The sequence below is a fragment of the Arenibacter sp. S6351L genome (genome assembly GCF_023016025.1).
GTDB classification, from domain to species: Bacteria; Bacteroidota; Bacteroidia; order Flavobacteriales; family Flavobacteriaceae; genus Arenibacter; species Arenibacter algicola_B.
The window spans coordinates 101,185-115,048 of record NZ_JALKBB010000004.1 but is presented as its reverse complement, the minus strand read 5'-3'; the positions used below and the strand labels follow the sequence as shown (position 1 = coordinate 115,048).

Annotated in this window: 15 protein-coding genes; 2 read left to right on the top strand and 13 right to left on the bottom strand. The window is 36.3% G+C overall.

All coding sequences use genetic code 11. The features are described from left to right. The first annotated feature begins 14 nt into the window (after positions 1-14). Entirely contained in the window at positions 15-413 is a 399-nt protein-coding gene (locus MWU82_RS04950; RefSeq protein WP_247095459.1) for a hypothetical protein, read from the top strand. Then, the gene (locus MWU82_RS04945) at positions 414-1,307 is read left to right on the top strand and encodes a hypothetical protein (RefSeq protein WP_247095458.1); all 894 of its coding nucleotides are present in this window, start codon (positions 414-416) and stop codon (positions 1,305-1,307) included. 228 nt (positions 1,308-1,535) lie between these two features. Here MWU82_RS04945 and MWU82_RS04940 read toward each other — a convergent pair whose 3' ends face one another. The 13 genes from MWU82_RS04940 to MWU82_RS24245 all read right to left on the bottom strand — a co-directional run bounded on the left by MWU82_RS04940 (position 1,536) and on the right by MWU82_RS24245 (position 13,715). Next, positions 1,536-2,687, bottom strand: a complete 1,152-nt coding sequence (locus MWU82_RS04940; RefSeq protein WP_247095457.1) for a radical SAM protein — start codon at positions 2,685-2,687, stop codon at positions 1,536-1,538. Positions 2,688-2,689: 2 nt separating this feature from the next. After that, on the bottom strand, positions 2,690-2,890 hold the full coding sequence (locus MWU82_RS04935) for a hypothetical protein (RefSeq protein ID WP_247095456.1): 201 nt from the start codon (positions 2,888-2,890) through the stop codon (positions 2,690-2,692). 28 nt (positions 2,891-2,918) lie between these two features. Beyond that, positions 2,919-3,101 (bottom strand): hypothetical protein, encoded by a 183-nt coding sequence (locus tag MWU82_RS04930; RefSeq protein ID WP_247095455.1) that lies wholly within the window; start codon positions 3,099-3,101, stop codon positions 2,919-2,921. A 660-nt stretch (positions 3,102-3,761) separates the two neighbouring features. Next, on the bottom strand, positions 3,762-4,361 hold the full coding sequence (locus MWU82_RS04925; protein WP_215948186.1) for a DUF6642 family protein: 600 nt from the start codon (positions 4,359-4,361) through the stop codon (positions 3,762-3,764). Between the two features lie 363 nt (positions 4,362-4,724). After that, complete coding sequence (locus tag MWU82_RS04920; protein WP_215948185.1) at positions 4,725-5,585, bottom strand: SDR family oxidoreductase; 861 nt, start codon at positions 5,583-5,585, stop codon at positions 4,725-4,727. Positions 5,586-5,608: 23 nt separating this feature from the next. After that, positions 5,609-6,028 carry a hypothetical protein gene (locus MWU82_RS04915; RefSeq protein WP_215948567.1) on the bottom strand — a complete coding sequence of 140 codons (420 nt, stop codon included), beginning with the start codon at positions 6,026-6,028 and terminating at the stop codon, positions 5,609-5,611. Positions 6,029-6,189: 161 nt separating this feature from the next. After that, a complete protein-coding gene (locus MWU82_RS04910; protein ID WP_247095454.1) occupies positions 6,190-7,512 on the bottom strand; it encodes a helix-turn-helix domain-containing protein in 1,323 nt (440 codons plus the stop codon). A gap of 232 nt (positions 7,513-7,744) precedes the next feature. Next, complete coding sequence (locus MWU82_RS04905; RefSeq protein WP_247095453.1) at positions 7,745-7,966, bottom strand: hypothetical protein; 222 nt, start codon at positions 7,964-7,966, stop codon at positions 7,745-7,747. A 133-nt stretch (positions 7,967-8,099) separates the two neighbouring features. Next, positions 8,100-9,029: a carbohydrate-binding family 9-like protein gene (locus MWU82_RS04900; protein ID WP_215948183.1), complete on the bottom strand. Its 930-nt coding sequence runs from the start codon at positions 9,027-9,029 to the stop codon at positions 8,100-8,102. Positions 9,030-9,077: 48 nt separating this feature from the next. Beyond that, a complete protein-coding gene (locus tag MWU82_RS04895) occupies positions 9,078-10,175 on the bottom strand; it encodes a histidinol-phosphate transaminase (protein ID WP_247095452.1) in 1,098 nt (365 codons plus the stop codon). A 364-nt stretch (positions 10,176-10,539) separates the two neighbouring features. Next, positions 10,540-11,517 (bottom strand): phosphotransferase, encoded by a 978-nt coding sequence (locus MWU82_RS04890; protein WP_247095451.1) that lies wholly within the window; start codon positions 11,515-11,517, stop codon positions 10,540-10,542. Between the two features lie 10 nt (positions 11,518-11,527). Beyond that, positions 11,528-12,511 (bottom strand): nucleoside hydrolase, encoded by a 984-nt coding sequence (locus tag MWU82_RS04885; RefSeq protein ID WP_247095450.1) that lies wholly within the window; start codon positions 12,509-12,511, stop codon positions 11,528-11,530. 457 nt (positions 12,512-12,968) lie between these two features. Then, on the bottom strand, positions 12,969-13,715 hold the full coding sequence (locus MWU82_RS24245) for a hypothetical protein (protein ID WP_281502400.1): 747 nt from the start codon (positions 13,713-13,715) through the stop codon (positions 12,969-12,971). Positions 13,716-13,864: the final 149 nt, after the last annotated feature.

Here is a 13,864-nt window from a genome sequence, read left to right as displayed (position 1 = left end):
TAGACAAAACTATTATGAAGCTAATCCCATCAAAATTACAATGGAAAAATTGGACCTTACCAAGCAAGATAGGATATGTTAGTTTTGTTATTGGTATTCTTAGTATTCTTCTTGCTATCGTAATTCCTCTAATATCAGAATCTGAAAAAATTGATGTTGAAAATGGAGAAGGAAATGTTAATATAATCAATGGTGGTCAAAATGTAATTATTAACCGTACTAATAACTCAAAAAGCGAAGACGAAATTAGCATTAAGAACTCAAAAATATCTGAAATCACAGGAGATGGCTCATCAGCAATTGATTATAGTAGCATCAAAGATTCTAACGTAAAAGTTGAAGTTGACAGCTCGACAATTGAAAAAGTCTCTGATAGAGGTAAAGCAATTAATATAAAAAAAAATAATAAATGAATGCGATTTTTTAAAGCAAATAGGATCAAAATAATTATAATATTTATATTCACTTTGGTTTATTTCTTCAATTATAGTAAACAATTTTTCGATTTGAATTCTAAGGGGAAATACGGTATATATACAACTATAAATAGCAATGCCCCAAAGAATGGAAAAGAAATAAAATTCAATTTTAAGGGAAATACTATCGGAAATATACACGGAAACCGAGCTGCTGCCATTGAAATAAAAAACTTCACTGAGAATGGAATTGATATCCAATTAGACAACGTTACTATTGATGGTATTTCTTCTGGTGGTAAAGGAATAATTTATAGTCGAGAGAAAAATGGTATTATTGATAGTATTTCTTCAAATTATGAGAAAAACGTCATAAGAAAGTCCTTTATAAAAGAGAATTTCCCGCATTTATATAACATAACATTATGGCAGCAAACATATAATGAAATTAGTTTTGCAGAGGTATTTCCGGTTAACAATTTGTTTAAGGAGAAATATTCTGCCTCAGTTTATTCAGACCAATATAATACAACTTATTTACAAGTTAAAGATTTAGAAGTTTCCTCAAATGATGGTGCCATTCTCCTTGAAAAATCGCAGTATATTGGTCTTGATCCTATTTGGATTAATGAAAAAATGGTATTGAAATACCAACCACTAGAAAATGCAAGTACAAACTTTGGAGAACCTTCTGAACCTAAGATTTCATTTAGCTATGATAATCTTGTGGATTCTTGTGTTTATTTCATTTTATTAAAGGTTAGTGAGAATGAATTAATCTTTTTAGTAGGAAGAGATAAATGCATGCCATGGAAAGAAGAGTTTGCTTCTTGGCCAGATTACATAAATTCAGAAGACCTAAGCCTATCGAACTATTTAAGAGTGAGATAGATTTTCATTTTTCAAATTAGGGACCATTTCAGTAGAGACTTTTAGAAGAAAAATTTAAATAAAGAGTAGTACCAAATATTTTGCTTTACCCAAGCAAAGTGTCATAACGCAAGTACATTATAGAACTATAATGGCATATTGGCGGATAGAAAATTTTCGTAATCTTAATTTTGCTTGGAAACATAAACCATTGCCACATCCTATGATTTATATTTATGGCAGTCGTTTTTACATAATTGCTAGATTTTCTTTTAGGGTTTCAAATGGAAGTCCATTAGACAACAGATATTTTGTTGCATTAGTAAAATAAATCTTCATATCTGCACAATAAATTGATTTATTTGAGAAACCATTGTTTGCTTTGAATCGATGAACTGGATGTGTTGCTCCACAAGTTTTTAACCAACAACAGTCCATACATTCTTGGTTAATATTCTCATTAATTTTTTGGACAATTTCTTCTTTATAAAATCCTAAATACTCTGAGTATGAACTATTAAAAACATTAAGTCCCGTTCTCATTATATCAGTCCCCGTAGACCTAAGAATATCATCTGGTCCAACATCTCCATCAGATGAAATAGTTATAGCATTTCCTATATCATCTCCGAAACCTACAACAAATGATTTACCACCTAAAAGTAAAGAAATGGCAGAGTTTAATATACGAATCTGAAGTTTTGGGCTATCATCATTTACCCAAGAATTAAATAACTCACTGAGGTATGTTCCATAATTGCCATGCTCCCTTTGGTTAAAGGTATCGTGAGTATCATCAGGTAAAAGAAATTCGACCAAGTCAAGGTTTAATTCATGCACGAAATGATTATATATTTTCAATGCTGAAAAGGTTGGATTAATTACACATATTACACCAACAGATGAAAGTCTTCCACCATTGTAGGCTGCTTGCAGAAGCTTCAGACCTTTTAAAGTCTTATTGTATGTTCCATGACCTCTAAAATCTATTCTACCTAGGTCATTTATTTCTTGAGGTCCGTCAAGACTTGTGGAGACTTTAACATTATAATCTTCAAAAATTTGTATCCAATTTTCGTCGATTAGTATTGCATTTGTTTGAAGACAAAAAGTTAACTTACATATTGGTGTAATAGATGTCTTTAGGATTGAACAATACTCAGCGAATTTAGTTTTGCCTACAATTAGAGGTTCTCCTCCATGAAAATCAATTTGTATCTCTTTTAAACTGTACTTTATAACTGCCTGCTTTAGATATGCTGAAAGTGCAAGTATAGTATCCTTTTTTATTTTTTTTGAGTGATATTTATAAGAGTCATCCTGTCCATTAAAAACATAGCAGTAGGTGCAATTTATATTGCACCTTTCTGCTACTTTTAATATTACTTCTAATTTGGACATATTTAGAAACTTTTTGACCAAGACACCCAAGCAGCAAAGTTTGCACTTGTTTCATTTGAAATCTTGTCTAAGGTTTCTCTTGAAATGTTGCTGCTTTGTTTCAAGTTTTCAATGTTAGAGTCTCCTTTGGCGTCTTTTACGTCGTATCCTGCGTCTTCAAGTTGTTTTAAAAGCTCGCCTAGCTTTTTTGAATCTTTTCTCATGTTACTAAGTTAAAAATATTATATATGTTTAAGGACAAGGACAAAGCTTAATGGCTTCAGCTAAAGCCTTATCGCATAATTCTTTTTTTGCATCATCGTCTCCTGCTGAAATATAGCAGGCTATATGTTCGGCTTGTGCTTTTTCCAAACATTTCATGCATGGAGTTTCTTTCGCTTCCTTAATAAGTTTTAAAATTTGTTTTTCTTCCATATTCTCTAGTTTTGATTATGAGTACTCTGTTAAGGATTTTCCCCATTCTCCTAGATTGCTATTAGGTTCTTTTCAAATCACTTCCAACTATGTATATTTCTAAATCCAAAGCTTCTTTTATCAATCAATATTTCAGGATAAAAAGACTACAATGGTCTTGTTTATAGTTGGCAAAAAGTAAAATATAGTGACAACTATTTTATCATGACTAGTTATACACTACACGAAACATTACGGTTCTGTTCAATCCAAACATACCCAATCATGAGTAAACCTAAATTTCGGATGGGGGAAGTAATTGTAGGAAGTCAAATATTTAGAGACCAAAAAGTTATGATTTAATTTCCAATTCCAACTACAGAAAAACCATAGACTTTTTAAGGTTTCCATTTTATTTACAAACAATGTGTAAGGTAGTTATAGGGACGCTCAAAAAAATAAAATATCTATAAGATCTTCCATTTATATGCTGTATTATAGGTTTGGCCTGTTGCAATATGGTTTAATAAAAGGTATTAATCCTCATGGCAATCCCTGAACCCAATAATAGGAATCGACCTAAGGGTCGAGGTATTGAACCAAGATCCCGCCGAAAAAAGCGGGATTAGTTCAACTTTCAATTTTCAGTGCGTCTTACTGACTTCTCAAAATTGAGTTTCACTAATAATACAATCTAAAATCCAGTAATTTACAGACGTTGTAATGTCTTTGGTGCAACTCTTCTACCACATCCAACATATTATCATCTTCCATAAATAAGTTGAAGAATGCTTTATCAAGATTTGCGCTACTTATTCCATTAAATTCCTTACCATAGCCAGAAACACCTTTTGCGCCAGTGATATCCAAAAAATATTGTGCTTCCTCTTCGTCTAAATCCAAGATTTTTGAATTCGAAAAATGTAAAATCTTTCCTTTTAACCTTCCTTCAAAAATTTCTGCAATTTCCTGCAAACTATAATAATAACCATTTAGACAAATACTATTGGCCTCACCGGACATGACCAAATAGATGATTTCATAATTCTTAAAATGATGGTCGTCCAGAACCAATGCATTTAAGCTATCTTCTAGTCCTTCAATAGTGTCGCATGTTTTATATATGCTAGCTACCCCATAATTCATGGCCAATTGTTCCAAGTTTTTTTGGGCTTCGGTAACCTTGTCCGTTTCTATTTCATGAACCGCTTCTAAACAATAAATGAAATAATCTGCATCTATAAATTGTTCTTGGGGCAACTGACGTCTTTTCTCTAACAAGTTTCTGAAATTATTTAAAGTATGTTAAACACAAAATTACTGTAACTCTTCTAGTTTTTCAGCGTTTTCATATAAAATCCCATTCCGCATACATTTACAAATGACTTATTAATTTGTTTTTTATCGGATTTGTGAATCTTGATTAAGATTTGGCTACCGCCTAATCTAATTCTTCTATTTATTCATAACTAATTATTTTAAAGTGAGGAATTCATGCACCTCACAAAAAATTTCGGTGTCACTCTGTAGGCTTCCCCTTTTTAGGACACCTCTAATTTCGATAAATAATTGTTGTTGCCCCCTCCCTTTATTAGGTACCTGTCATAAATAGAGAATCAGGGCTATTTTGATCCATTTAAGGTCTTATAGGTTTTTGGCCTCTTCTATGTAAAAATCTTTTAGATGTTCATGTCCACAGGTTGGTGCAATATTATCCTCCGCCATCAGGGTCAGAAAAAACTCGATAGGTCCATAGGTTTTTACACTTGTGAAAGATCTTAAACACCGAATGGTTAGTTTTCTTGACCAATCGGGTAAATGAACGATTTTTATGGGCTTGTTCAAAGCGGTCAGGGCGAGTTTGGCAATATCATTAAGACTCAGAACATCGGGGCCTCCAATGGTCAATTCCTTATTGTCATCATCCAAGGTATCTACAATGGCCCTTGCAAGGTCCGCACCATGAATAGGGTTGAATTTTTGATTGCCAGATCCAAACAAAAACACACGACCAGATTTGGCCATTTGTAAAAAGTCGCCCATATCTGAAAAGAAACCGTTTGGCCGCACTATGGTATAGTTGAGCCCAGAAGATTTTAAAGCATCGACAAACTTCTCTTTGGCTTCAAAAATCTTTAAATGCCGATATTTGTCGCCATTAATGGCAGAAACGTATACAAAGTGTGCTACACCACTTTTTTTGGCTTCTTCGAGCAAATTCATATTGGCCCTATAATCTACATCCATATAGGTTAGACCATCTTTTTGTCTCGTAATGCCGACCGTTGATATTACCGTGTTTATTCCTTTACAAATGTCTCGTAATGTTTCAGGCTTTGTAACCTCGGCCTGTTTTATCTCTAAATAGTTTTCATTACTATTTTGCAACTTATCAGGACTTCGTACAATAGCGATTACCTGATTTTTTTTCTCTAGCAGTTCATTTAATAAATAATTGCCCAAATAGCCTGTGGCGCCCGCTAATAATATGTTGGTATGTTTCATTTAGGTAACTATATAAGGCCGGTTTAGTTGAACTTTCTTTTAAGAATATAGCGGGTAATAAAAATACCGTTGTCATCGTTTTTCCCCGCATCGCTTTCTACCGCACTGGTTATGAACATCAGGTCCCAACCTTCAGAAAGCATTTCGGTTAATTTTGAAGAAATTAAGGCATCATTGGCGGCTATATTTTGAAACCGGATTCCGCCTAGGTTATAAAAGTTCAATAATTTCGTTTCTTCAAAATTTTTAAGTCTAATATCTTTTCTTTTCGATTTGTTTCTGGTATTATTTTCTTCTGTTCTACTAGAGGTAAATTGTTTGTAATCCCTTTCGTCGTTGGACGAAATTAAACGTGATCGTCCCAGCCCGCTAGGAATGATAGATTCTACACTTGTAATGACCTTGATCTCAAATGCTTGTTTGGATGTTTCTTGCCCATACATATGTGCTACGGACAATGTAAGTAATGTGATAATTGACGCTAACTTTTTCATGTGTTTATTGATTAAATGATCGTTTTTTGATTATAAATTATGCAGCAAAGATTCACCGGATTATTAAGTAAATCGTTCTAAATTATAATCTGAAACGAAATAGGCGAGGTTTACAATGAGTTGGCTTTCATCCAAGCCCTAGGGGTTACCCCTTCTATTTTTTTAAAATAGGTGTTGAATACGGTTTTGGAATTAAAACCACTATCATAAGCCAACCCAAGAATGGTAAGGTGCGAATTATTAGCATCGAGTGCTATTAATTTAAAGTGTTTGAGGCGATAAGAATTAACAAAGTCGTTAAAATTAACATCAAACGCCTGGTTGATCAGAAATGATATTTTATTGTTGTTCAGCTCCAAAACCTGAGCAACGACATTTAAGTTTAATTGTGGATTTAAAAAAGGTTCTTCTTCCTTAAAATAGGAAAGTAATTTGCCTTTTAGTGTCTTTATTTGGTCTTTATCCAGGACATTTGTTGTTGCTTTCTCTTCATCTTTCTTGGTGGATGTGATATCCGCAGACGATAAATTTGACCGGTGCAGATCTGTGAAACCATTTATTTTATGCAGAGGCCTCAAGAATGGTTCTTGCCTATAGTTAATGATTTGACCGCGTCTTTGGTCGATCATTTCCTTTAAGAGAGAAAAGGCCGTCGCCGTGTGATGTGAGTTGGCCAAAATAAACACGTCATAAGGTACCAGCATGGTTTTATCTTTACTGAGACTAGACCATTTTTCAATAATTTGATGGGGAACGTGAATATGCTTTTCGTTAACAAGTCTGAACAATAAATTTTTCTCTTCTATTAATGAGGTGTTGTTTATAAATTCTTGAAACTGCTGTTTTTTGTTCAGCCATATTAAACAAAAGCATTTTAAATGATGCGCTAATTCTAGTTCAGGGTTAAGTGTTAACGCGTAATCGACATTTTCAAGGGCTTTGTTAAATAAGCCTTGAAAATAATGAATATGGGCCAATGTGTAATGATTGTTTGCAGAAAGCGGATCTACCTCTAAAAGTTTGTTTGCATATGGTAAGGCCATGTCAAAAAAACCAAGCGCTATGAACAACTCTGTTAAAGCTTCTAAACCGTCAGTATGATTGGGGTTAATGGCCAAGACTTTCTTAATATGAATGTAGGCATTCTTAAAATCCCATTCTTCCCAAAAAAACTTTCCGACATAAGACAAAGGATATTCCGGTAAAGAGGCGTCTAATTCTTTTGCCATAAGCAAATTGTCTATGGCCGACTCCATAGCTTCTTCATAAGGTATATAACCCCACATTGCCGATAATCCATAGCATTGTAAATTGGCATAATAGGCCTTGGCGTAATTTATATCCAATGCAATGGCCTTGTTATAGTAGTGTATGGCCTGGTTAAGGCCCTCTGGTGTCCATTTCAATTGAAAAGAACGTCCTTTCAAATACATTTGATAGGCATCTACGCTGCTTGTTGGCTGTTTTATTAAATGCTCTTGAATTTCAAAATGCCCAAAATTGTTTCGAACTTCTTCGGCTATTGCTAAACTAATTTCATCTTCTAAATCAAAAATATCCTTTAATTGCCTATCAAATTTTTTAGACCAATAGTGCGTACCGTCTTCAACGTCTATTAATTGGGCCGTAATTCTAACCCTTTCCTGGGATTTCTTAATGCTTCCTTCAAGAATTGTGCTTACCCCCTAGTTGCCCCCCAATTTTTCTGATATCTATATCTTTTCCCTTAAAGGCAAATGATGAGGTTCTGGCAATAACCTTAAGTTTGTCAATTTTTGTTAATGCGTTTATAATTTCTTCAGTGATTCCGTCACAGAAATATTCGTTGTCAATATCATTGCTCATATTAACAAATGGTATAACTGCTATTGATTTTTGATTGTTCAAAGTGTTGATTTGCTAAAACAAATCTATAAAATTAAATCCTTAAAATTAATTACACAAAGAACCCACTCCACACAGATTGACCTCTACAGCCCATAAAATCTTTAACAAATCAGCACAATAGGATTTAAATGCTTCACTTCCTTTCTGTTTCTCCTTTTATTAGAGAAACATCCTTCTTTGAAAAGTGGATGTACGTAAAACATTCGGGAACATGGGAATCCCAAACACCATGGGGACTCCATACCCATCCCCCGCTGTCCTCAGCCGGAACAGCCTCCTTGTACTGATTAAACCTTGAAAAATCCATTCGCCAGATATCCTCTTCATTGGGCGGCAAGCTCCTGTTGTCCCCTAAAGCCAATGCTGACATGCCCGACCATGGAATGGCCAATTCTACCGTCCAGCCCCGATCCCGATCACTATCATCATTTATAGTGCCATCAATATAAACAGCGCTTTTTAATCCCGGGAAGTCCCAATTCCAATACCCGATCCGGCCTCCTCGCGGATGCGGTTGATAACCTACTCCCGAAAAGGGTTTCCTACCTGGTTGGTCGCTACTAAATTCAGGGATGGAATCATAGACTCCGTTTTTATATGAATCCGAATCTTCCCAAATAAAGAAAACCTCATAGATAGTTCCAAAAGAATTGATCTCAAATTCATAATAAGTATCCTGTCCCGCAATGAAAAGCTCTACATCGTTATCCTTGTAAATCAAGGCATCGCGTTCCGTTAGGGTAGCCTGAACATTGGGTTCCTCTACCCAATAGGCAACATATAAATATTCATCATCCCACAGCACCGCGGCCCTTGTATCATGGATGGTCTCCGTTCCAGAAATCAGATCCCTAAAGCTGGGTGAGGTTGGTGCAGTTTGCCAAACCGAATCATCCAGACGGCCATCGATCTTTGGTGGGCTACCCACCATGTAAGCATTATAGTGCGGTATATCCTCCTCTTTACAGGGTGGGTATTGTAGGGCATCCACGGCAGCAACCTGGGCAGATGACCAAAAACTCAAGAAAACGCATAATGTCTGTAAAAGAACGAGTTTATTCATGATTCTTTTTAAACTTAAATTTCAAAAACATAGCTGATTAATATGATTTTATGCCTTCCAAAGTTCGGTAAGCACTTTAGTAAATTCTTTAGTTTCTTCCACCGTTCCCATACTCACCCTACACCAATTCTTGCCCAAATAATCACGGGTCCCGATCAATATTCCCTTGTTTTTCATGTCTGTCATAAACTCCGTTGGATATTTAGAAATATCAAAGAGAATAAAACTGGTCTGGGACGGAATGTAGTCGATTTTCAATTTGCGCAAAGTTTCCACTACAATGGTTTTGGATTCTGTGTTTTTTTGCACCACAAAATCTACAAAATTTTGGTCATCAAGGGCAGCTGTAGCAACAGAAAAGGCTGGGGAGGATATAGGGAGACCTGCAAAAATCATATATTTTTCCAATGCATCGACCCACGCTGCATGAGCAAAACCATAACCGATACGTAGCCCTGCCAAACCATATACCTTGGAGAAGGTTTTGATAACCATGACCCTTGGATTTACAACCATATCTATCATCGATTCCGAGTTATCGCAAAATTCAAGATAGGCTTCATCAATTAATACATAGGAATATTTAGTGGCCTCAGTAATAAACTGTCTAAGCTCTTTAGGACCTACCGCTGTACCAATAGGGTTATTAGGATTTACGATATATACCAAACCCGGATGCTCTTTGGTCTTGTCCAACATAGCATTTAAATCGAGGGTATGATCTTGTTTTAAGGGAATGTAGTGTGTTTTTCTGCCAAACTTTTCCAACATTGCAGGTAATATATCAAAGGTAGGTGTGGCAGTGGTTACATCACCTTCTCTTTGTAACATGAACTGGGCGACGGCTTCCAAGAGACCGGAGGAGCCCGCACCCAATAAAATGTTTTCCGATGTTAGCTGGAAACGTTTTGCCAGGGCTAATTTTAGTTCAGGAATTGACGCAAAAGCATATTTATTAATAGCCACAGCTGAAGTTGAAAAAGACTTTTTCACTTGTTCTGAACACCCATATGGGTTTTCATTGGAAGCTAATCTTAGATAGGCCTCACCTAGGTTCGTTTTAGGCATAGCTATTCCTAAATGTGGAAGCATCATCACGGCTGTTGAGCCCAGTGTTGCCTTTGATATCCAGTTCCTTCTATCCATTTTCAAACTATTTTGAATATAAGGTACGCATTATTTTTGTTCGTGCGCAGGCAGTCAGATCCCTTAGTCTAATTTTTGCCTTTTAAACAAATTTGATATCCATTTCTTGCGAATAGCCATTGCATGAATGGGTTTATTTTAATATTCTTCCACGCTCATTGCCTTACCTCCTATCCCTTCGACGGAGCCTGTACTGAGCTAAGCCAAAGTACTCAGGACAGGCTTTAGGTCGCAAAATAAGCCCGCCTATATGATAAAGTCGGGCAGGCCCGCCTGAAAGATGAAGTCGGGCAGGCCCGTCTGAATGAGAAGGTCAGGCGCCCATAAATTTTCAACTACGCGAATTATGAGCTACCAAAAAACCTTAATTGCCTTTATCCATAATCAAAGTACGGGCCATCTCCAAGAGCAACTTTTTTTCTTGAATGGATCTTACTAAAGGCAGTTGGGCTAAACCTATTATTCTGCGCATCACCTCTATTCCGGCCACTTGAACAAGTAAGTGTTCGTTCAGCCTTCCGGGATACCCTTCTTTTATTGTTTGAAGACAAGCCATATCCATCGTAATCATAATACTATGTGCCGATAGTACCCCAATGTCGAATTCGGCAAATCCCATAAAGCTGAATTCTGGATCAATTAGGTAGATGCGGTCTCCTTTTGTCATCCAACTCCCGGGATAATAATCACCATGCAAAAGAACATTGCCCTGGGACAGGTACTGTTCTCCCACCTTTGCAATCTCCTTTTTTAATGTTTCATCAGTTCTATAGTTAAGAGCGAGTTCCTGAAGTCCTTCCTGAATAGCATTAAGGGAGAAATCACTTTCCTTAAGAAAAGGCAGTACAAATATGTGTTGGTGATTAAGTAATCGCAATTCCATATTTTCAGGATATTCTATGGGCTTGGATGTATGGATCTGGGAAGCAATATCCAAAAGCTGATACAATTGGGCGGTGCTAATATTTCTTTCATCATACAGGTAGGACATATCCTTACAATCCCCTAAGTCGTCCAGGATTAATAAATGGTTGTCTGCATTATATGCTAGAATTTTAGGTATATGTGGTTCAATAGCTTTATTGGTAACGGCTTTGTAAAATTGATACTCAACATCAATACGCTCAATGGGAGCATTTATCTGTGGATATTTTTGAACAAATGGCCGTGATTGCTTTACAATAAAAGAACGCTTATTGGTACGGATTCTAAGGACAACGTTCATGTTTCCCTCACCTGGCTTTTCAACGGAGAGAATTTGTTCGTGTTTTGGATCAATAAAACCAATATTATTTAAACAAATCCCAATATCTGCAATTGAAGTAGTAGCGTCTAGGTACATACTGTATTTTTTATATTTTTTTTAAGCTTTGCCAGAAATCTGTTTTCATATTTTCTACCTCTATTTCGGTATGGATGTTTATTAAGCGTTGCGTATTTTCTGTAGGCGTTAAAAAAGTTTCGGTTTTTGATAATTCGGGACGGGCCAGTGCTTCTATGATAGCGACATCCCACATAATCCAGCTTCTCTTTTCCGGATCTTCTTTGGTCCACCAGCGTTCATAGGTTTCCCATCGGTTTATGAGATAATCGGAGACACCTCCCCTATTCTTCAAATTACCATCTACTTCTACTTTTGAAAACACAAGGTGCTGACTGGTAGTTGCCGTCATTACAGTAAGATCTAAACCTTCGGTATTTAGAAGTATCTCTACCGCTTTAGGGTCATTTCCTGTATTGAATTCCTTTTTGTTATAAGTATTGGTTTCCACATTATGCCAAAAACCAAGATAGTGTACTTTCAATTTTGGAATAATGGACGGATCCTCCAAAATTGCACTGGCAATATTGGTACAAGAACCTAATACAACTACATTCAATTTTTGACCGGCGGGCAATTTATGCGCCATATCAACTATAAAATTGGAAGCAGGGGAACTAGCTGGTTCTGTACTATTATTAATGGGTACATTACTCCCCAATGGAAGCGGAATAGCATTCTGCCCCATTAACTTTAGTATTCTTTCATTAATTCTTTGGCTTTCATAAACACTACTATCCGTTGCCAATGGTGATGTATGAAACTGCCCTGAAGTAATGCCTAGAATATTGAATTTGGGCTCTGCAATTGCCCGTACAATGGCATAAAGATCATCTACCTCATTTGCCGTATCGGCATCTATAATGAGGGGTAAACGCGTATCTTTCACCTGGGCTTCTACAGTAACATGTACAAAAAGAAATATTGGAATTATAAATTGAAGCAAAGGGAAGTGAATAGCTTTAAGAAAATTTAAGGTATTAAATGTCCGGAGTTTATTGTTTTGCTGCTGCATTCATTCTAACTATAATGGTTCATCCTACTTTTGGTCGTACAAAGGGATAGAACATTACCTATGGTAATATTGAAAACCTTTTTTTTGTAGTTCTCGAAGGTTGCGCTAAAATATAGATGCCTTTGAATAATTAATTGCCTGCACACAAGCTGGCTCGTTCAGTAAATAAGTCCACTGGACATATTCATTACGCTCCGCCCTGTTTTGACTTAAATTTTGGGAGGCCTAATAAAAAACATGATCCTAGCTATTCTATAATTAATTAATTCATGAACGTAGCAACAACTTTGCCTTCGCCCCACCTTGCAAAAAAAGAAAGAGAAGGCACTGTAATTCTATGGCTTTAAAACGCCCAGTTGGCAAGAGTAACCTTAAGCCAAAATGAAAATTAAACATATAAAAAAACGTTCTCCCCTCGGTTGGAAAGAACGTCTTTTTTTATATCAATAGACTTTTCCTATTGTAAATCGAAATAAGAAATTACTTCTTCATAACTCATTTTCTTAAAATCCTTCTGGACGCCTTTAGCCGTAGGTGCTATGGTTGTAGCCGGAATGATTACAAACCTAACGCTGATTTCCAATGGATCTGTTAATCCCATAAAATCAAGCTCCTCGGCAGGTGTTACATTGATTCCTAAACTATTCAACGTAAGAATAGCGGTATATGCAACTGCCCCATGACCGTCTGAATGATATACATAGGGCATTTGAACAATTTGGCCCGAATTCAATTTAAGGTATACCAAAACCACATCCTGATCCAAAGCCGCTTGCGTTAATAGCGCAGTGCTGTAATGGGCGTCGTACATAGTCCCAAAACCAGCTGTCTTTGAAGAAGGTGTAAAATCGCTTTCCGTTAGAGCGATCCATGTACTGGCAACGACTGTGGCATCCACACCATCTTGACCATCGGCACCATCTTGGCCATCAACTCCATCCTGTCCATCGATTCCATCAACACCATCTTGGCCGTCAACTCCATCCTGTCCATCGATTCCATCAACACCATCTTGGCCGTCGGCTCCTGTATCACCAGTTTCCCCTTTGTCTCCCTTAGGTCCCTGCTCACCTTGAATACCCTGCTCACCTTGAATACCTTGGAGACCCATAGCTCCATCAACGCCATCATCTACACTACATGAGGTAAGTGCAATAGACGACAACAATACACAACTAGCAATAATTTTTAAATGTTTTTTCATAAAATAGATTGGATTGATTTGGTTTATATTTTTATCAAAATTTAATTGAAAAGAAAAACGCACCAGTTATTTTTATATTGTAAGAAAAACATCACATTGCTGTTATAATTGGTTAACTCCTTGAAAACATGTGTACTTGAATTTTTATT